The sequence below is a fragment of the Bradyrhizobium sp. STM 3843 genome, assembly GCF_000239815.1.
Taxonomy (GTDB): domain Bacteria; phylum Pseudomonadota; class Alphaproteobacteria; order Rhizobiales; family Xanthobacteraceae; genus Bradyrhizobium.
On the sequence record NZ_CAFK01000009.1, the window covers coordinates 35789 to 56655 of the forward strand.

The following is a 20867-nucleotide window of genomic DNA, read 5'->3' on the forward strand; positions in this document are numbered from 1 at the left end:
GGGGNNGGNNGCTTCGGCGGTCGCGGCGCGATGGCTGCGGCCCCAAGCGTCGCGGCGAGCCCAGGAACCCGAGTCGCAACTGGCCCGGGCGTGGCAACCGGTGGCTTTAGCGGCGGCGGCTGGCGCGGCGGTAACGGCGGCTGGCACGGCGGCGGCGGTGGTTGGCATGGCGGCGGCTGGCATCACCGTGGCGGCTTCTGGCCGGGTGTCGCTGTAGGCGCCGCGCTCGGCTCCTACGCCTATTATGGCGGTCCGGACTATTATTATGATGATTACAGCCCGGACTACTACACCGATTATTCCTACTACGATGACAGTGCCCCGGTCGCAGTCGCAGCCGGCGGCGACGCAAGCTATTGCGCGCAGCGCTACCGCTCCTACGACCCTGCGTCGGGCACCTATCTCGGCTATGACGGTCTGCGACATCCCTGCCCGTAGGCTGCAGGCGACGACCCCAGGCATGACGACGAAGGCGGCGCATCCCAGCGCCGCCTTTTTGTTTTGTGTCGAAGTTTTGTGCCGAATATTTTTTGCATCTGCTCTGTCATATGCCCGGCGCTGTGCAGAGCTGCAGCGCATTCCGTCCTATACGCTTCGCCACTGCGTCATTGTCCTCGGCAAACGTGATTCGGGATCCGCCGCCGCATTCGATCGGGTGAAGAGTTGCGGGCCGCGGTTCTGAGCGAGACCGTCGAGTGCCATCGCTCGGACGAGCCGCGCAGCATTGCGACCCCGATGCTTCGCCCCTTGCGACGCAAGCCGTCTCGGCAGATCATCTCCCTATGGACATCGTCTCTGGATGCGCGGCGGAACCAGTGCGGCAACCGTCCGTGGCCTTGCTATCGAGAAGAACTGAGCAGAGTCGATGATCTCACAGCGATTGGCAGTTGCACTTGGTCTGGGAATGCTGCTGGCGATCGGAGCCGTATCAACGGCTCTCGACGTCAAGTCGCGCCACGATACGGACCGGGTCAATCATACGCTGAAGGTGCTGCAGCAGGCCTCCGAATTGCGGCTGCTGCTCCGCGAGGCTGAGTCGGCTGCGCGCGGATTCGTGCTGACCGATTCCGCGACCTTGCGCGCCGAATTCGACCAGGCCGGCGCAAAAATCCCGTCCGCCCTCGCCGAGCTGATGCAGGGGGTCGGTGACAATCCCGAGCAGTGGGCGCTGCTCAAGACCACCGAGCCGCTGATCAAGCGCCGGCTCGAGATCGCCGCCGAGGCGATGGCCCTCCACACCGCGGGCGACACAGAGGGGATGATGGATTTCACCAAGCGCGCCGAAGCGCGCGCAATGATGGCGAGGGTCTCGGAGCATATCGATCGTTTCACCGCCGAGGAACGGCGCCTGCTGACACTGCGCTCGGCAACGTCACGCAGGACCGGATCGCTGCTGCTGGGGATCGATCTTGCCGGCGTCGCCTTCGTGCTGGTCGTTGCCGGCTTTCTGCTGCGGCGCGGCTATATTGCTGACCGTACCTTGCGGGCGTCGCTCACGCGCTCCGAAGCCGAGGCCAGCTCTCTGACCGAAAAAACCCAGAGGCAGCACGCCGACCTCGTCGCGGCGCATGAGAAGCTGCAGCATTCGGCGGAAGTGCTCGCGAACACGTTCAATACGATGGCCGAGGGCGTGCTGGTCATCGACGCCTCGGACAACGCGATATTCTCCAATCCGGCAGTGGAACGCCTGCTCGGCTATCGCGAGGGCAAGAGCCTCAACGAGGTGCGAAGCCGGATCAGAGTGTTCGAAAGCGACGGCGTCACCCCGGTTCCGGATGCGGCGTTGCCGACGCCGCGCGCGTTGCGCGGGGAGTCCTTCGATCGCACCGAAGTCGTGGTTCATCGCCTCGACAGCGATGACGTAGTGCGGCTGATGATCAGCGGCCGTCCGTTGCGCAACGCCGAAGGCCAGATCACGGGCGCGGCGATGGTCTATCATGACATCACGGCCGTCCACGAAACCGAGCGGCTGTTGCATCAGGCGCAGAAGCTGGATGCGATCGGCAAGCTGACCGGCGGCGTCGCGCATGACTTCAACAACATGCTGACCATCATCACCGGCACAATCGAGTCCCTGATCGAGGACACCAAGGATCGCCCGGCCGCGGCGGCAACGGCCACGCTGATCAGCGAGGCGGCGGACCGCTGCACGGAACTGGTCCGGCACCTGCTCGCCTTCGCGCGCAAGCAGCCGCTGCATCCGCGCGACAGCGACGTCAACAGCACCGTGCTCGACATCGCCAAGCTGTTGCGCCCGACGCTGGGCGAGCAGATCGAGATCAACTCGATCCTCGAGGAGGACGAGCCGCTGGCCCATATCGATTCGGCGCAGCTGGCCAATTCGCTGGTGAATCTCGCGATCAACGCCCGCGACGCCATGCCCGATGGCGGCAAGCTCCTGCTGGAGACGCAAAGGGTCGTGCTCGACGAGGCCTATGCGGCGGCCAATGTCGGCGTCGCGCCCGGCCCCTACATCATGGTCGCGGTCAGCGATACCGGAACCGGCATGTCGGCGGAGGTGCGCGACCGCGCCTTCGAGCCGTTCTTCACGACCAAGGAAGCCGGCAAGGGCTCTGGCCTGGGCTTGAGCATGGTCTACGGCTTCGTCAAGCAATCCGGCGGCCACATCAAGATCTACAGCGAGGAAGGCCGCGGCACCACGATCCGGATGTATCTGCCGCCCGCCAAAGGCGGTGCGGAAATCAAGGAGACGCTCGAAGCGCCCATCCCCGGCGGCAGCGAGACCATTCTCGTCGTCGAGGACGACCGCCTGGTGCAGGATTTCGTGGTCACGCAGTTGAAGATGCTGGGCTACAAGACGCTCACGGCCTCGACCGGCGCCGAGGCGCTGGCGCAGGTCGATGACGGCGCGCGATTCGATCTTCTGTTCACCGACGTGATCATGCCGGGCGGCATCAACGGCAAGGAGCTCGCCGAGGAGATCAGCCGGCGCCGGCCGAAGATCAAGGTGCTCTACACCTCCGGCTATACCGACAATGCCATGGTGGAGCATGGCCGGCTCGATCAGGGCGCCCTGCTGCTGACCAAGCCCTACCGCAGGTCGGATCTGGCGCAGATGGTGCGGTTGGCGCTGCAGGGCGCCGAGCATGAGACCGCCGAATCGTCGCCATCGGCCCTCGCCTGAGCCCCTGGAAGCCCCGCCTCCGTAACCGCCGGTGAGTCCCGCCGATGCAAGGGCAAAAACCGTAGTCGGACGGAGGCGAATGGCTGCCCTGTGAACAGCGGGGCGAACGGCTGTGGACGACGCGCCCAACAAATTTTTCGGGTTTGGAATCCGCTCGGACTCACCGATACTTAAGCCCTTCACGAGGCCGGGATCGGCCCTGGTTATCCCGCACTTTCCCCCATATTTAGTGTTTGATTCAGGAACTCGCACTAGTTCTTGACGGGCGCGACAGAGTCATCCTAGCTTCCACCCCGTCGGCGCGAGTTCTGTTTCGGGTCCCGCTGGCACCTCCCGATGGGTTCCGAAATGACCACTCCGCCGGCCTCATGGCCTCGGGTGAAGGGCGTGTCTGCCCCGCTTTTGGGATGATCTGGAACGCGCTGATTGAGGGGCTGCCGATAAGGCCCAGGGGACAGTTGGGCGTTGAAAGAGAGACGGACCGGACCACCGGTTCTCACGGTTGCGTTTCGTTGTCCGCCCGTCAGGCGGGCAGCGGCGCGGCGAATGAAAATGACCCGGGTCTGCGCCAACGCAAAGCAGCCCGGAAACTTGATTGGGGCACGACCGATGCGGATTGAACGGCGTCATACCACCGAAGGACAGTCACCCTATGCCGGGCTCGAATTCCGGCTGACCACCTCGGAGATCAAAAACCCTGACGGCTCGGTCGTGTTCCGGCTCGAGAACGTCGAGGTGCCGGAGTTCTGGTCGCAGGTCGCCTCCGACGTGCTGGCCCAGAAATACTTCCGCAAGGCCGGCGTGGCCGCGCGCCTGAAGAAGGTCGAGGAAGAGAGCGTGCCGTCCTGGCTGTGGCGCTCGGTGCCCGACACCGAGGCGCTGGCTGCGCTGCCCGAGGGCGAGCGCTATGGCAGCGAGCGGTCGGCCAAGCAGGTGTTCGACCGCCTCGCCGGCTGCTGGACCTATTGGGGCTGGAAGGGCGGCTATTTCACCACTGAAGAGGATGCGCAGGCGTTCTATGACGAGCTGCGCGTCATGCTGGCCAAGCAGATGGTGGCGCCGAACTCGCCGCAATGGTTCAACACCGGCCTGCACTGGGCCTATGGCATCGATGGCCCCGGCCAGGGCCACTATTACGTCGACTACAAGACCGGCAAGCTGACGAAATCCAAATCGTCCTACGAGCATCCGCAGCCGCATGCCTGCTTCATCCAGGGCGTCGAGGACGACCTCGTCAACGAGGGCGGCATCATGGACCTCTGGGTGCGCGAGGCGCGCCTGTTCAAATACGGCTCCGGCACCGGCTCCAACTTCTCCAGCCTGCGCGGCGAAGGCGAAAAGCTCTCCGGCGGCGGCCGTTCGTCCGGCCTGATGAGCTTCCTCAAGATCGGCGACCGCGCCGCCGGCGCGATCAAGTCGGGCGGCACCACCCGCCGCGCCGCCAAGATGGTCGTGGTCGACGCCGACCATCCGGACATCGAGGCCTATATCGACTGGAAGGTGAAGGAGGAGCAGAAGGTCGCGGCCCTCGTCACGGGGTCCAAGATCAACCAGAAGCACCTGAAGGCGGTGCTGAAGGCCTGCGTCAATTGCGAGGGCTCGGGCGACGACTGCTTCGATCCCGAGAAGAACCCGGCGCTGCGCCGCGAGATCAAGCTCGCCCGCCGCGCGCTGGTGCCCGACAACTTCATCAAGCGGGTGATCCAGTTCGCCAAGCAAGGCTACAAGGACATCGACTTCCCGGTCTACGACACCGACTGGGATTCGGAGGCGTATCTCACCGTCTCCGGCCAGAACTCCAACAACTCGGTGTCGCTGAAGGACGATTTCCTGCGCGCGGTCGAGACCGACGGCGACTGGAATCTGGTGGGCCGCACCACCAAGAAGATCACCAAGACCCTCAAGGCCCGCGACCTCTGGGAGAAGATCGGCTACGCCGCCTGGGCCTCGGCCGATCCGGGCCTGCACTTCAACACCACGATGAACGACTGGCACACCTGCAAGGCGTCCGGCGACATCCGCGCCTCCAATCCGTGCTCGGAATACATGTTCCTGGACGACACGGCGTGCAACCTGGCCTCGGCCAACCTGCTCACCTTCTACAACACCACGACGAAGCATTTCGACGTCGGTGCTTACGAGCATCTCTGCCGGCTCTGGACCTTGGTGCTCGAGATCTCCGTGCTGATGGCGCAGTTCCCGTCGAAGGCGATCGCGGAGCTCTCTTACGAATTCCGCACGCTCGGCCTCGGCTACGCCAATATCGGCGGCCTGCTGATGACCATGGGTCTTCCCTACGACTCCAAGGAAGGCCGCGCGCTGTGCGGCGCGCTGTCGGCGATCATGACCGGCATCGCCTACAAGACCTCGGCGGAGATGGCGGGCGAGCTCGGCACCTTCCCCGGCTACAAGAAGAACACCGCGCACATGCTGCGGGTGATCCGCAACCATCGCCGTGCCGCGCACGGCCAGGCCACCGGCTATGAGGCGCTCTCGGTCACCCCGGTGCCGCTCGATCACGCCTCCTGCCCGCAGGCTTCCATCATCACCCACGCCACCAAGGCCTGGGACGATGCGCTGGAGCTCGGCGAGAACAACGGCTTCCGCAATGCGCAGGTCACCGTGGTGGCGCCGACCGGCACCATCGGCCTGGTGATGGACTGCGACACCACCGGCATCGAGCCTGATTTCGCGCTGGTGAAGTTCAAGAAGCTGGCCGGCGGCGGCTACTTCAAGATCATCAACCGCGCGGTCCCCGAGGCGCTGCGCGCGCTCGGCTATCGCGAGAGCGATATCGCCGAGATCGAGGCCTATGCGGTCGGTCACGGCTCGCTGTCGAATGCGCCGGGCATCAACGCCTCCACCTTGAAGGCCAAGGGCTTCACCGACGAGGCGATCGCGAAGGTCGAGAAGGCGCTGCCGACCGCCTTCGACATCAAGTTCGTCTTCAACAAGTGGACGCTGGGCGAGGACTTCATCCGCGACCAGCTCGGCGTCGGCGCCGAGGCGCTGGCTACGCCGAACTTCGACCTGCTCTCGGCGATCGGCTTCACCAAGCGCGAGATCGAGGCGGCCAACGTCCACATCTGCGGCGCGATGACGGTGGAAGGCGCGCCGCACCTGAAGGCCGAACACTACGCGGTGTTCGATTGCGCCAATCCCTGCGGCAAGATCGGCAAGCGTTATCTCTCGGTCGAGAGCCACATCCGCATGATGGCGGCGGCCCAGCCGTTCATCTCGGGGGCGATCTCCAAGACCATCAACATGCCGAACGACGCCACGGTCGAAGACTGCAAGTCGGCCTATCTGCTGTCCTGGAAACTGGCGCTGAAGGCCAACGCGCTCTATCGCGACGGCTCGAAACTGTCGCAGCCGCTGAACTCGCAGCTCATCAGCGATGATGAGGACGAGGACGATGCGGTCGAGGCGCTCTACGAGAAGCCGATGGCCGCGCGTGCGGCGCAGATCTCCGAGCGCGTGGTCGAGAAGCTGGTCGAGCGTATCGTGGTGATGCGCGAGCGCGAGAAGATGCCGGATCGCCGCAAGGGCTACACCCAGAAGGCGGTGGTCGGCGGCCACAAGGTCTATCTCCGCACCGGCGAATATGATGACGGCCGGCTCGGCGAGATCTTCCTGGATATGCACAAGGAGGGCGCGGCGCTGCGCTCCTTCATCAACAACTTCGCGATCGCCGTCTCGCTCGGCCTGCAATACGGCGTGCCGCTGGAGGAATATGTCGACGCCTTCACCTTCACCCGCTTCGAGCCATCAGGCCCCGTGCAGGGCAACGACTCCATCAAATACGCGACCTCGATCCTGGACTATGTGTTCCGCGAGCTCGCGGTGAGCTATCTCTCCCGCTTCGACCTCGCCCATGTCGACCCTTCCGAGAGCAATTTCGATGCACTTGGCAAAGGAGTGGACGAGGGAAAATCGCCGGAAGAGCTAGGGGGGCATAACGCCGTTCGACTTGTATCTAAGGGATTAACGCGATCTCGGACTGATCGATTGGCAGTTGTTGCCCGGGCGGCCCAACCAGCCCCAGCTACAAATACCATGGTCGTCGAATCGACTGAACCAGACGTAGATGCAGTGAGAATGAACTATTCAAAGCTCGATTCGAAGATATCAGCTCGGGCCGAAGCCAAGGCGAAAGGTTATGTGGGAGAAAGCTGCACGGAATGCGGCAACTTCACCTTGGTAAGGAACGGCACATGTCTCAAGTGCGACACATGCGGTAGCACCACTGGCTGTTCCTGATGGGCAACTAGATAGATAATAGATGTCCTTGGTCGACTACAAGGTACCGTTCCGGAGCGAGGCTTTCATCGCGGAGATCGCGATGAAATGTTGGCGCATCGGAACGGTACCGGGCTCCAAGCAGGTCGACTTAAAAGTTATACTCACGGAGTTGGAAGCTCACGGGGTTGAGAGCATTGCGCACATTCACGGCATGCGACGCAAGGGCCGGTTGAAAATCGAAATCATAGACGATTGTGCCGACCCCTCGCCGGCCTGCGTGGACTTTCGCCCGACTTTGAAACTCCGCGTCCAACAAGCCACGTGGCAACGATTTCAGCTCGGCCATTCGGAGGAACGAGTTATCATTGCGCACGAAATCGGGCACATCTTGCTGCACAGTGATCAAGCAAAGCGCTTTTCCAGGGATCCGACTGTCCAAATACAGTTCGCTGAGAACGAAGATTCGGCAGAGGGTCAAGCCAACCTATTCGCTGATCACCTGCTGATACCGACACATATCGCAACGCAACTTAACGATGTGGACCGATTGGCGTTCATCTGCAACGTACCCGAGGACTTTGCACGTGATCGTCTGACTGGAGGCGGCCACGACAAGTACCAGTACGCCTGGTCAAGCTACGCGACCGGCGCACCGTGCGCCAACTGCGGTGATTTCTCAGTAATCGGCCCATTTGGGCGACGTAGATGCACCTCCTGCGGCGGCTGTGGATAACCGATAAATCTTCAGAGTTGTTGCTCGTTAGCATCTATACCGGTATCCATAACGATTCGCTTCGTGAGTAGAAATGCAATGAATTCGGAATTCTCAACGGCGGGACAACAACGATCGAACTCACAACTCCGATTGTTGGATGCGTTCACAAACACGACTTGCTGGAAACAAGCACATGTCCATCCGTCAAGTTTCTTTTCCCAAAAACGGGCCAACCCTCCTAGACTGGTCTCTCATTGAGAAGGGCATCACGACCAGGAGCGATTTCTCTCGAAGCAGAGAGCACGCCTTCCACTGCTATTTACTTGAAAATGTCTTCAACATCCTGCCAGACGCAGCTGACGATTACATAATCGATGGCGGCCGCGATCGGGGCGTCGACTTCATCATTATTGACCACGAAGCCCGTTCGATCGATATTGCATCGACCAAAGTCGTAGCCACTTATAAAAAATCTCAAAATAACTTTCCTGGCGCAACGATTGATAAGATCATTTCATTCGTGGATGATCTATTGCACCGTCGAGACGGACTTCTCGCGGACAGCAACCCACTCCTCAGATTAAAAGTGGAAGAGATATGGGATGCCCTTGAGCATGACACGTATCAGATACGTGTACATTTGTTCTCGAATCAGAAGCCATTAGCATCGGCCGAACGTCAACGACTCGAAGCACATCTCGCGCGCAACGACATCAGTCTGTTCGAAAGCCATTTATACGAACTGTCGCATGGAGTGGTACGAGCTTCAAAACCTAGATTCTCCAAAACCATCAGGGCCACCGCAGACAACAGCTTTGAGTATCGCGAGCCCAGCGCACGTGCGGTAATTGCACGACTGACTTTATCGGAACTGTACGACTTCCTGAACGTACCTGCCAACAATGAGTTTGATAACCGCTTAGTCACCCAGAATGTACGCTATTACTTGGGCAGTCGAGCCCCTGTTAACAGAGAGATACGAGACACTCTGGTCTCCGGTAGAGCCGGGGAGTTTTCGCTACTGAATAATGGGATGACGATCGTTTGCGACCAGATGATAATGGTTCCGGGAGGATGCTTTCCGATCAAGCTTGTGAACCCGCAGATTGTAAATGGCGGCCAGACCGCTGTTGTTATTCATACGGTCGGCCGGTCACCTCCTGCGCACTTTTCCGAAGGTTCGATAAACGTAAAGGTTATCGAGACTTCGGATAGAGAGTTGATCGAAAGAATCGCGGTTGGTAGTAACACGCAGAACCGTATTTTTGGACGAGATTTGCGTGCCAACGATGATATTCAGCTACGGATCGCATCGTCGTTAAGCGCTTATGGGTACTTTTATCGGAGAAAGCGAGGCGAACAACCGCCCCAGAACAGCATGCGTATCATCGACGCCATTCGGGCTGGCCAACTGATCTTATCTTACGCGAATGGGGAACCCACTAGAGCGAAGACAGATACCAACGAGATTTTTGGTGAGCTTTACGAAACGATTTTCAATCCCAACAAGGTGACCGCGGAGCTCATACGAGCGGCGTATGTCTGCTTTGAACGAATCCAGGATGAGAAAAGGATAGCTCTCGCATATCAACGTCAAATTACCAGACGTTCGTTTGAGGAAGCCTGGATCATCGAAGGCGCATTTCATGTTCTGTTCATTGTCGGCGAACTCGTTCGTCGTAAGGGACTGGACTTAGCAGATGCGCAGGTTGCGCTGAACGAGATCGATCAAGCCTTCGAGATTGTGGCTCAGCTCGTGCAGCTGCATCCGAAGACTTCGTCCTACCGACTCTTTCGTCTTTCTTCCTCGAAGGAACATCTTTTGAATCTCATGCCGACGCTTCATGGACGACCGAGCGCGCCTCGGCAGATGTCTCTTCCACTTTGATGTTTGCGAGATCGCGCCGGCAGAAAGTGTAGCAAAGGCGGATTAGCGGAGCGCAATCCGCCAACTTCGCTATGCCGCTATGCGCGGTGCGTTACGCTTTGCTAACGCGCCCTACCACTGATCACGAAGGGAGCCGGTGGGGCAAATGGGCGATGTCGCGGCTGTGGTCGGCTAGCAGCCAAACGCCGTCCGTTCTCGCCGGGCTCGGCGAAGCATCTACACTTCTCGTCTGCCTGTCGGACCTCGCTGCTCTTCTCCCGAGGTGATCTACCCGTGAAGCGAAGACACGCGTTAGGTTTCTACTCGGGCTGTTCCCAAAAATGGTCAGTCGCCAGCGGAGAGACCCATCCGTGTTTGAACTGCTCCCATACCGAAATCATGGGCGGAGGAAGCTGCGGGTCGGCGAAGGCGCCTGCGGCAATAACAACCCAGCCTGGCCTCAGGTCTGGAATTTCCCAATGAACGGTTGAGCCGCATTGCGGGCAAAAATGAAAAATGACGCGCCCTCCGCGATCGGAGATGCGAGAAAAACGATGCGACTCTCCGTGGATCTTTACCTGCTCTGGTAACCAGAATGTGTTCATCCCAAACGCTGATCCCGTCCGGCGCTGGCATTGTTGGCAGGAACAGGCCGCGACAAATATGGGCTCGTCCGTTGCTTCCGCTCGCAACGCCCCGCAGCAGCAGTGCGCTCGCCTCAGGCGGACAGGGGCTGTGACCGTCTGCCCCGTCAAGCCGCTGGAACCATAGGCCAGTCTCGTGCGGGAAGGTGTCGTCTCATCTGTCATCGGCTCGTTCTCCATAAAGGTCTCCGTTCTCTATGGTGTCGGCCGGATATTGCGCGCGCATTTCATCCCACTCTGGCGCGGCTACCACTGAAACATATCATCCAATCAAGTAAAGGAGGGGCTTGAGCGGCAAGCGCGGGGTGGATTAGCGTCAGCGTAATCCGCCAACTTCGCTGTGCCGCTATGTGCGGCGCGTTACGCTTCGCTAACGCGCCCTACTCGCTCCATCAATGTCCGGTCACATGGAGCATGGAGGGCCGGAAGCGTTTTCCGCCCTCACTGCTACGGGTGAAGGCGGAAGCGACACGCATCAAGACATGTCTTAGACGCATTTTTCTTTCGAGGGCGATGGCTTGCGCGTCCGCTCAACCCACCGTACGCGCCCGCCTATCCGACGAAGTCTGCCCAGCACCAGCCGCGGTATGGACCGAGATGGTAGTTGACCGGACACCCGCCATATGGGCCGGGCCGGACCCGTCGTATCCAGCACGCTTGGCCGGCACGGCCGAGCGAGTAGCCCGGCGGACATCCGCCGAACGGGCCCGCCGGGACCGAGAGCGGATAAGCCTCCGCGTAAGTGGCACAGCCGAAAAAGGTGAAAGCGAGCGCCGTCGCGCCGAAGAGAGCAGAACCAACACGGCCTATTTTCATGGGATCCTCGATGGGATTGATGAACGAGCCTAGCCTCTATTGAGAACGAGCCTCTGCTATGAAGCGGTTTGCCCACCACCATGGACGTGGTGCTTCAACCCGCTTGCTATCGGTATCCACCTAAGGCTGAACAAGCGCTGAACGGTATCGCTTTGTCAGGGACGATCTGCGCCGTGTTCATTCATCTTCCTCCACCGTTGTCAGCTTGTAGTTAAGGTGGATGTATTAACTCAGTGGGAAGCGGAAATGCGAAAGCTGCGGCGCCGCGATACTGAGCAAGTAGGATGGGTTGAGCCGAAGGCGAAACCCATCACCCTGCTCCGACAGATAGCAGTGATGGGTTTCGCTAACGCTCAACCCATCCTACACTGCTGCCGAAAGGCATAGTCGGACGACGTGCATGAATTCGGACCATTGGACCAAAGGCTACACGCAAATCGAACTTGATGACGCCCAGGCGAAGTTCGGTTTGGTCTTCCCGCCTGATCTCGTTGCACTGTTGAGAGATCGCCGGCCGGTTCGCGGCCATGATTGGAGTGATCCGACCAAGTCGAGTGCATTGATGAGCGAACTGCGTAGCCCGGATAAGCGAAGCGACATCCGGGGGTCTCCTGCGTTTGTCCCGGATCTCGCTTTCACTCATCCGGGCTACTGGCGGCCGCTGACTGCCCTGTCGTTCTCGAACCCGAGGGCATTATCGCCAGGTCGATCGCAGATGAGCAAAGCGTAATTTGCCGACCACTCGGCAGGGGCGCTATGGCGTCCCAAGCGGACCATCTTTTGACCGGCCGCTAACGCAATTTTGCGCCGCCGGCCGGCTTTTCCGGCTGAAACAAAGTTCCCGCTCGCCCGTTCCTGAAGGGCGAGGTGTGCGTCAACCGTGAGGACACAATACGGTCATGATCAAATCCCGATTGCTGATCGCCGGTTTCATTGCGGGCGCAAGCGCGATCGCCGTTCCCCTGGTCGCTGCGGTTGCCGTTCAGGAGTCCGGCCTCACCGGGCAGGATTTCGCGGTGCTCGCCGGCGTGATCCAGCTCGTCCGCAACGATTACGTCCATCCGGTCGGCTCCGACGAACTGGTCAAGGACGCGCTCAAGGGGATGCTCAATCGCCTCGATCCGCACTCCGATTACATGGACGAACAGGAATTCAAGGACTCCCAGGCCGATACCGCCGGGAAATTCGGCGGGCTTGGCATGCAGATTTCCGAGCAGGATGGCGTGCCCAAGATCATCGCGCCGATCGATGGCACCCCGGCCGCGCGCGCGAAGCTCGAGCCGGGCGATCTGATCGTGACGATCGACCACACCAGCACGCTGGGGGTCAGCCTGCAGAAGGTGGTCGACCAGTTGCGTGGCGATCCCGGCTCGAACGTGACGATCACCATCCTGCGCGGCAAGCAGGACCCGTTCGATGTCACGCTGACCCGGGAAATCATCAAGGTCGCGTCGGTCAAACCGGAGCTCAAACCCGACGGCATCGGCTATATCAGGATCACCCAGTTCGGCGGCGATACGTCCGACAGCTTCAAGAAGGCGATCACGGACTTCAAGCAAAAAGCAAACGGCGGCGTGAAGGGCCTCGTGATCGACCTGCGCGACGACCCGGGCGGGCTGTTGACCGCAGCCGTCGATGTTGCCGGCGATCTGCTCGACGGCGGATCGGTGGTCAGCATCCATGGCCGCCATGCGGACGACCAGCGCAGCTTCGATGCGCCCACACATGGCGACATGTTGCCCGGCGTCCCCGTCGTGGTGCTGATCAATGGCGCCTCCGCCTCGGCCTCGGAGATCGTCGCCGGCGCTCTGCAGGATCGGCACCGCGCCACCATCATGGGCACGCAAAGTTTTGGCAAAGGCTCGGTGCAGACCATCGTGCCCGTGAAAGGACACGGCGCGGTGCGGCTGACGACCGCGCTCTACTACACGCCCTCGGGCCGCTCCATTCAGGATGAGGGCATCGCGCCTGATGTGGTCGTCGAAGCGCCGAAGGATCAGCAGATCAGCGGCGGTCCGCTGCTGCGCGAAGCCGCGCTGCAAGGCGCCTTCAAGAATCCCGGACCGCTCAAGCAGGCCCCTGGCGCAGGCGCGACGCAGGCCGCAGCGTCGCAAGTCAAATCCACCACGTCGGCGCCGATCAAGGCGGACCTCATCGGCAAGCCCGACGACGCCCAGCTGAAGGCAGCACTGACCTATCTGGATGCGCATGCAGGCGGGAAGCAGGGATCGACCGGCCAGCAAGAGGCCAATCCCGGACCCAAGTGATTGTCGCGGCTGCTGTCAACGCGGGTGCGTAGTGCGTAGGATGGGTAGAGCGCAGCGAAACCCATCACCGCTCTTCTTTTAGAGCAATCACGATGGGTTTCGCTCACGCTCAACCCATCCTACATTTACGGCCCGACTGATTTGCGCCTGATGTCCAGCCCTCCGGGCGAAAATATTTCTCTTTCGTTTTTTCAGAAATCATGGTCTTATCCTCGCCGTCCTGCCTCGCTCAAGAGGGACGTATCGCGGTCGTCACGAACGTGGAGTGCGGGATGCGGTGGGCGTGTCGGGTCGCAGCGTGATCTTTTTTGCGCGGACGAACGACCTGATACGCACGGCGAAATCGTGTGGTCCTGGCATCCCGGTGCTGATGCCCGCGCAACGCGTCAGCGTTGTCGCGACGCGACGAGGCTTCGCCTCGAGCGGATACGGGGGCAAGAAAGCCGGTCCCCGAGGAGAGCACGTATAAGCCGTAAAGCCATCCGCGCAGGGAATGCCGGGTTGATCCGGCGGCACCTGTGGTGACTGCCGCCTGCTTTTCTTGCTGCAGGCGGGCCATGGGTGAGGCCATCACCCGGCATTCCCTGCCCCCTCTCCTATCAAGAGGGTCTTGTTCTCAGTAGACCTCGGGCCGTTCCGGCCGCGAGAACGCGACGCCGTGACATCACCTCGGCGCCGCACATTTGCTTGTTGCGATCCCGGGCTCGTCAGCCGAGCGCGTGACTTGCGAGCGCGTAGGTCACGGGCTGACCACTGCTGCGGCTTCCGGGATCGGCGGACTGTCGGCCCAGCGACATCGTCAGGACGGTATCAAAAACGCGTAGGCCGGACTGCGACAGGAAGGTGCCGAACTGCCCCTCTCTCAGTTGCGTATCCAGTCTCAAGAACCGTCCCTCACGGTCCGAGACGTGCGGGGCCACCACCGCGATCGCATCCTCATCGCACGATGCCGCCACCGGTCCGACGACATGGCCCCGGCCAAAGCGGCGGCAGAGCGCGAACGCATTCAGTCGGCCGCCGCGGAACAGGCCGAAGCCGACCGACTCCTGAACAAGCGCATCGAGCAGTACCCGACGCGGCACGCCAAACGCCTGCGCGTCCAGTGCAACGATCGCGGCAAGGTCCGCCTGCTCGAGACGGCGCAATTCGGCACCCGGCGGCACGACATGAGTCTGCCGCGGCACGCGCGCTTCGCCCTGGCACTGGAACACCGTCCTCTCAGGGCGGAAATCGAGCGACAGATAGAGCCGCCGCGCAGCACGCGTCGCATTCAGACGAAGCTCGCGTCCCTGCTGCTGCTCCAGGACACGTCGCATCAGCAGTTCGCCGGCGCCGAGCGACTGAAGACGAGGCGACGTGATGACCATGCCGATGGTGGCAAAGCCCGATCCATGTGGAAACCACATCGCCGATCCCAGCACGCGCCCGATCTCGTCCGACGCGGCGATGCCGTGTCCGACATTGCGCAGCAACTGCCAGTCCTCGGCGCGGTGCGGCCAGCCGACGCCGATCGAGAGCGCGTGCAGCTGGTCGAGGTCGACCGCGCCGATATCGGACAGGCGCACCGCGAAGGCATCGATCGCAAGTGAGCTGGAAACGGAGCTGTCCATGCCGTCCTCTTCGAACACATCAGGCGCGAGCAGACCGCGACACTCCAACTCTGCTCATCCTGATCATCCTGAGTGGTCGCGAAGACTATCCGAATATGAAGACGTTTCATATCGGTGGGCCGACACCGACCCTCGGCCCCGATCGCTGTCATTGAATACGATCGAGCGCCTTGTAATACAGCCCCACGAACGGCAGAAACCACGGCTTGCCGAAATGGCCGGGCACGGCGGGCCACTCCACGCCCTTCATCGGATTCCGGTCCGCGCGGCCGAGCATCGCGTCCGCCATGATCATCCCGAGATGGGTGGAGAGCTGCGCGCCGTGGCCGGAATAGCCCATGGCGTACCACAGGCCATCCTGGTAGCCGGCGCGCGGATAACGGTCCCTGGTGATGTCGACCAGCCCGCCCCAGCAATAGTCGATCTCGACACCGGACAGCTGCGGGAAGATGCTCGCAAGACTGTCCATCAGGATGGCGCCGCTCTTGGCATCCGAGCGCTGGTCGGAGGTGGCGGAAAAGCGCGCCCGGCCGCCGAAGATCAGCCGGTTGTCCGGCGCGAGCCGGAAGTAGTTGCCGACATTCATCGAGGTCACGCAGGTTCGGTTGCCCGGCATGACCGAAGCGGCCTCGGCCGCGGTGAGCGGCCGCGTGGCGATGATGAAGCTGCCGACCGCCATGATGCGCCGGCGGAAGTAGCTGAAATTGGCCGTCGTATAGGCCCCCGTCGCGAGCAGCACCTGCTCCGCGGTCACGGTCCCGCGCGCGGTCGTCAGGCGGTGGCGCTTGCCCTCGCGCGCCGCGTCCGTGACGGCGGCGTTCTCATGGATGACGGCGCCGCGGCGCTTTGCGGCTTGCGCCAATCCGACCGCATAGCGGCCCATATGCATCATGGCGCTCTTCTTCGAGAGCATCGCGCCGAAGAACCGCGCGCCGATCTCGGACGTCAGATCGCTCGCCGTGAGCAGCGCCGTCTCCGGATCCACCTCGCTGTGGACCGCCTCGAAATTCCTGGTGATGCTGTCGAAATGCTTCGGCTTGGAAGCGAGTTTCAGCTTGCCGGCGCGTCGGAAGTTGCAGTCGATCCCCTCCTCCGCGACCAATGCCTCCAGCGTGTCGATGGAGTCATCGAGCGCGCGGTAGAGCGCGATGGCGCGCTCCTTGCCGAGCTCCGCCTTGGCTGCGAGATAGCTATGGGCAAGCCCGTTGTTGAGGTGTCCGCCGTTGCGGCCCGAGGCGCCGCCGCCGACCCGGCCCGCCTCCAGCACGACGACGCTGGCGCCGGCCTTGGCCAGTTGGCGCGCCGCGGCAAGCCCGGTGAAGCCGCCGCCGATGATCGCGACATCATAATGCCCCTCGACCCGACCATCGACGCCGCCGGAAAAGGTCGGAGCCGTGTCGTGCCAATAAGACACATACTTCATCGCCGGCGTCCTTCGTCAGAGTCCGAACACGCCGGGCAGCGCGGAGATATTCTCGATCTCCACATAGCCGTAATAGGGATTGGCCGGTTCGTGACGGCGATTGACCCAGACCTTGTTCCTGATGCCGAGGTCGTGCGCGGTCATGAGATCGTAGCGAAAGGACGACGAACAGTGCGTCACGTCCTCCGGTCCGCAACCGAGCATGTCGAACATGAATTCGAAGGCCTTCATCCGCGGCTTATAGGCGTTCGCCTGCTGCGCCGTATAGACGCCGTGGAAGGGCGCGCCGAGCTTGGCGACGTTCGAGCCGATCTGCGCGTTCATCGCATTGGACAGGATGACGAGCGGAATCTCCTTTGCGACCTTGGCGAGGCCAGCCGGTACGTCCGGATGAGGCCCCCAGGTCGGCACGTGCGCATACACCGCCTCTCCGTGCTCGGGCTTGAAGGCGACGTGATTCTTCTTGCAGGTGCGCTCGAGCGCATTCGCGATGACGTCGGCGTAGGGCTTCCAGTCGCCGAGGATTTCATCGAGCCGATAGGCGGCGAAGTCCCTGATGAAATCCACCATGGCCGCCTCCTCCAGAACAGCGCCGTAGAGGTCGCGCGCGGCCTCCGCCATCTGGAAATTGGTCAGCGTTCCGTAGCAATCGAACGTCACGTATTTGGGACGGAAAGAGCTCATCATCCTCATCCAGGCAACGGGAATGGCTGTCTCGAGCCGCCGGCAATCTTAGGCCGGTGGATCGGCATAAGATGCTGCTTTGTCCGACGCTGCGGCGGAAGATGTCGTCCGCAGGCCGCGCTTCAGGAGATCTGGCAGATCTGAACGCCTAAGACTTGGGGCGCGTCTCGCGCAGAGGAAGGAAGCGCCTCACTATGACAGCGAAAGCGATCGAGCTTGTCGCCTTCGGTCCGGAGCACCTTAAGGGAGCACTCGCTCTCTCGCAGCAGGCCGGATGGCCGCATCGGATCGAAGACTGGCAGACGGCGCTTGCGCTGAGCACGGGATTTGCTGCCGTCTCACGCCCGGGAAACGACGTCATCGGCACCGTGCTGCTGACGTCGTATCGGGACGATGCTGCGAGCATCAGCATGGTCCTGGTGGCCAAGGCCATGCGTGGGCGCGGGCTGGGACGCAAGCTGATGGAGGCTGCGCTCGCGCTCGCCGGCAATCGTCCGCTGCGGCTCGTCGCCACCGATGACGGCCTGCCGCTTTATCAGAAGCTGAATTTCGAAAGGACCGGCGTGATCGCGCAGCATCAGGGCATCGCACGATCCAGTCCCCTGCCAGCGGCCATACGCCCGATCATGCCCGCCGAGATCCCGACTGCCATCGAGCTCGACCGCGTGGCGTTTGGTGCGGACCGGGCAGATCTCATCTCCCATCTCGCCAAGATCGGCAGCTTCGCCGTGCTCGATCGGGCCGGGGCGCCCGCGGGCTTTGCCGTGCTGCGTCCATTCGGGCGGGGCGAAGTCATCGGTCCCGTCGTGACCAAGGACGTCGGCGATGCCAAGGCCCTGATCGCTCATGTCCTCGCGTCCTGCGCCGGCAGGTTCGTGAGGATCGACACGGACATCACGACCGGGCTCGGACCATGGCTGATCGACCAGGGGCTGGATCATGTCGGTGGCGGTGTCGCCATGCGCCGGCCCGTCGTCGCCCGGTCTGCTGCTCCCTTCACCACCTTCGCGCTCGCCAACCAGGCTCTCGGATAGACAAGAGAAAGTCATGCTAAGCAACTCGCTCATCGAACTCGATCGCGCTCATTTGATTCATCCGGTGGCCTCCTACCATGGCCACGAGGCGTCCGGCGTGCGGGTTCTGACCTCGGCCAAGGGTGCGACGGTCACAGATGCCACCGGCCATCAACTCGTAGACGGCTTTGCCGGCCTGTGGTGTGTCAACGCCGGCTACGGGCAGGACAGCATCGTCGCGGCAGCAACCCGGCAGATGCGCGAACTGCCTTATGCGACCGGCTATTTCAGCCTGGGCTCGGAGCCCGCGATCCGGCTGGCCGCAGCGTTGGCGGACCGCGCGCCCGGCGACCTCAACCACGTGTACTTCACCCTCGGCGGCTCGGATGCAGTCGACAGCACGGTCCGCTTCATCCGCTACTACTGGCACGCGCTGGACAAGCCGGAGCGCGATCAGTTCATTTCGCTGCAAAGCGGCTATCACGGCTCCTCGACCGTGGGTGCGGGACTCACCGCCTTGCCCGCGTTCCATGCCGGTTTCGGCGTGCCGTTCACCTGGCAGCACACGATCCCGTCCCACTATGTCTATCGCAATCCCGCCGGGCCTGACGATCGCGCCATCATCGCGGCCTCGATTGCGGCGCTTGAGGCCAAGATCGCTGAGATCGGCGGCCCCGAGCGCTGTGCGGCCTTCTATGCCGAGCCCATCCAAGGCTCGGGCGGCGTCCTGGTGCCGCCGACGGGTTGGATGAAAGCCATCCGCGACTTCTGCAAGGCGCGCGGCATCCTCTTTGTCGCCGATGAGGTGATCACCGGGTTCGGCCGCACCGGGCCGCTCTTTGCGTGCACCGAGGAGGACATCGTTCCGGACTTCATGACCGTCGCCAAGGGACTGACTTCGGGCTACGTTCCCATGGGCGCGGTGTTGATGTCAGACCATGTCTACAACACCATCGCCGACGGCGCGGGCGCATCTGCGGTCGGCCACGGCTATACCTATTCGGCGCATCCGGTCAGTGCCGCCGTGGGGCTCGAGGTCTTGCGCCTCTATGAGAACGGGCTCCTGGAGAACGGCGTGAAAGCGGGCGCCCGGCTGATGGCCGGGCTTAGGTCCCTGAAGGACCATCCGCTCGTTGGCGACGTTCGCGGACGGGGCATGCTGGCTGCGCTGGAGCTGGTCGTGGACAAGGAGCGGAAAACGCCCCTGCCCGCAGCCGCCGACCCCTCCCGACGCATCTTCGACCGCGCCTGGTCGAACGGTCTCGTCGTCCGTGCCTTCCCGACCGGCGTGCTGGGCTATGCGCCGCCACTGTGCTGCACCGACGCCGACATCGACGCGATCCTGGACCGGACGCGAGAGACGCTCGATCAAACCCTGGCCGACCCGGACGTGCGCGAGGCGATGCGCTCACGCGCCACATGATCCCCACCGGGGCAGAGAATCGAAATGTTGCGGAGCCAGCCAAATTTGCAATTTTGTGCCGTAGGGCCGGTGCATTTCAGGGACTTCGCTCAAGACCAACTCGCGACACTCCCCGTGAGAAGAACGTCGCAAGCCGCGCAAAAAGGCCGTTTTCAAGACAAGAGCCGGAGCGCGCGCACCTGGACCGACATGTCGATCCGGCAGAATCTTCTGCCGAGCTAACGGCCGCCTCAAACTGGGCACGAGGGTAAAGCGTTGGACACTGGTCTTGGCAGATTCAAATATATGACGTTCGACGTCGTCGGCACGCTGATCGACTTCGAAAGCGGCATCAAAGGATGCCTTTCCGAGATCGCGACCGAAGCAGGAACGGCTATCGACGGCGAGCAGGCGTTGGCGCTTTACCGCGCCGCGCGTTATGACGAGGCTACGGATCTCTTCCCCGATGATCTCGTGAGGGTCTACGGGGTCATCGCGCCGAAACTTGGCCTGCCCCAGGACCGGCATCTGGCCGAGCGCTTTCGAGATTCGGCCAGGACCTGGAAAGCCTTTCCCGATAGCGGCGCGGCACTCGCTCAGCTTGCGAGACGGTACAAACTGATCGCCATGACGAATGCCCGCCGCTGGGCGCTCGACCATTTCGAGAAAGAGCTGGGCGCGCCCTTCTATGCGACGTTCACGCCGGACGAGACCGGCACGGAGAAGCCGGATCCGGCCTTTTTCGAAGCCGTGTTCGCTTATGTTGCCGTTGATGGGGGCAGTAAGGCCCAGATCCTGCATGTGGCGCAGAGCCAGTATCACGACATCGGTATCTCCCGGAAACTCGGGCTGACCAACTGCTGGATCGAGCGCCGCCATGGGCAGAAGGGCTATGGCGGAACGATCGAGCCAGCCGAGTTCACCAAGCCGGACTACCATTTCATCTCGCTGGCGGACCTGGCCGATGCCGTGGAAGCGGAGGCAAATTCGGCGATGCCATGACGGGCTGACGACACCGGCCGAAGCGTCATCGGTGCAA

The 20867-nt window shown here is 62.0% G+C and carries 14 protein-coding genes (1 of these 14 cut by a window edge); 10 read left to right on the forward strand and 4 right to left on the reverse strand.

The features are described from left to right. The 5 genes from BRAS3843_RS41215 to BRAS3843_RS39265 form a co-directional block, all read left to right on the forward strand. A protein-coding gene (locus tag BRAS3843_RS41215) for a BA14K family protein (RefSeq protein WP_277996470.1) crosses the window boundary here: on the forward strand, positions 1 to 438 show its 3' portion. The gene continues 99 nt to the left of window position 1, outside the view; 438 of the gene's 537 nt are visible here — the last part of the coding sequence; its start codon lies beyond the left edge, outside the window; it ends in the stop codon at positions 436 to 438. 427 nt (positions 439 to 865) lie between these two features. After that, positions 866 to 3145 carry a CHASE3 domain-containing protein gene (locus BRAS3843_RS01410; RefSeq protein WP_008966891.1) on the forward strand — a complete coding sequence of 760 codons (2280 nt, stop codon included), beginning with the start codon at positions 866 to 868 and terminating at the stop codon, positions 3143 to 3145. 609 nt (positions 3146 to 3754) lie between these two features. After that, the gene (locus BRAS3843_RS01415) at positions 3755 to 7405 is read left to right on the forward strand and encodes a vitamin B12-dependent ribonucleotide reductase (protein WP_008966893.1); all 3651 of its coding nucleotides are present in this window, start codon (positions 3755 to 3757) and stop codon (positions 7403 to 7405) included. Between the two features lie 22 nt (positions 7406 to 7427). Continuing rightward, the gene (locus tag BRAS3843_RS01420) at positions 7428 to 8120 is read left to right on the forward strand and encodes an ImmA/IrrE family metallo-endopeptidase (protein WP_008966894.1); all 693 of its coding nucleotides are present in this window, start codon (positions 7428 to 7430) and stop codon (positions 8118 to 8120) included. 175 nt (positions 8121 to 8295) lie between these two features. Then, entirely contained in the window at positions 8296 to 9990 is a 1695-nt protein-coding gene (locus BRAS3843_RS39265) for an AIPR family protein (RefSeq protein ID WP_175361062.1), read from the forward strand. A 299-nt stretch (positions 9991 to 10289) separates the two neighbouring features. Here BRAS3843_RS39265 and BRAS3843_RS42465 read toward each other — a convergent pair whose 3' ends face one another. Beyond that, positions 10290 to 10793: a GFA family protein gene (locus BRAS3843_RS42465; RefSeq protein ID WP_201768835.1), complete on the reverse strand. Its 504-nt coding sequence runs from the start codon at positions 10791 to 10793 to the stop codon at positions 10290 to 10292. Between the two features lie 1036 nt (positions 10794 to 11829). On the opposite strand from BRAS3843_RS42465, the gene BRAS3843_RS41220 reads away from it, so the two are divergent. Then, the gene (locus BRAS3843_RS41220; protein ID WP_008966899.1) at positions 11830 to 12159 is read left to right on the forward strand and encodes a hypothetical protein; all 330 of its coding nucleotides are present in this window, start codon (positions 11830 to 11832) and stop codon (positions 12157 to 12159) included. Positions 12160 to 12328: 169 nt separating this feature from the next. Further along, complete coding sequence (locus tag BRAS3843_RS01430; RefSeq protein ID WP_008966900.1) at positions 12329 to 13696, forward strand: S41 family peptidase; 1368 nt, start codon at positions 12329 to 12331, stop codon at positions 13694 to 13696. 707 nt (positions 13697 to 14403) lie between these two features. On the opposite strand, the gene BRAS3843_RS01435 is transcribed toward BRAS3843_RS01430, so the two are convergent. The 3 genes from BRAS3843_RS01435 to BRAS3843_RS01445 all read right to left on the reverse strand — a co-directional run bounded on the left by BRAS3843_RS01435 (position 14404) and on the right by BRAS3843_RS01445 (position 17413). Continuing rightward, positions 14404 to 15306, reverse strand: a complete 903-nt coding sequence (locus BRAS3843_RS01435) for a GNAT family N-acetyltransferase (protein ID WP_008966901.1) — start codon at positions 15304 to 15306, stop codon at positions 14404 to 14406. 148 nt (positions 15307 to 15454) lie between these two features. Continuing rightward, entirely contained in the window at positions 15455 to 16729 is a 1275-nt protein-coding gene (locus BRAS3843_RS01440; protein ID WP_008966902.1) for an FAD-binding oxidoreductase, read from the reverse strand. A gap of 15 nt (positions 16730 to 16744) precedes the next feature. Next, positions 16745 to 17413: a haloacid dehalogenase type II gene (locus tag BRAS3843_RS01445; RefSeq protein ID WP_008966903.1), complete on the reverse strand. Its 669-nt coding sequence runs from the start codon at positions 17411 to 17413 to the stop codon at positions 16745 to 16747. A gap of 194 nt (positions 17414 to 17607) precedes the next feature. On the opposite strand from BRAS3843_RS01445, the gene BRAS3843_RS01450 reads away from it, so the two are divergent. From BRAS3843_RS01450 to BRAS3843_RS01460, 3 genes are all read left to right on the forward strand, one after another. Continuing rightward, on the forward strand, positions 17608 to 18447 hold the full coding sequence (locus BRAS3843_RS01450) for a GNAT family N-acetyltransferase (protein ID WP_008966904.1): 840 nt from the start codon (positions 17608 to 17610) through the stop codon (positions 18445 to 18447). Between the two features lie 13 nt (positions 18448 to 18460). After that, positions 18461 to 19849 carry an aspartate aminotransferase family protein gene (locus tag BRAS3843_RS01455; protein WP_008966905.1) on the forward strand — a complete coding sequence of 463 codons (1389 nt, stop codon included), beginning with the start codon at positions 18461 to 18463 and terminating at the stop codon, positions 19847 to 19849. Positions 19850 to 20134: 285 nt separating this feature from the next. After that, positions 20135 to 20830 carry an HAD-IA family hydrolase gene (locus tag BRAS3843_RS01460; protein WP_035980529.1) on the forward strand — a complete coding sequence of 232 codons (696 nt, stop codon included), beginning with the start codon at positions 20135 to 20137 and terminating at the stop codon, positions 20828 to 20830. The last annotated feature ends 37 nt before the right edge of the window (positions 20831 to 20867 follow it).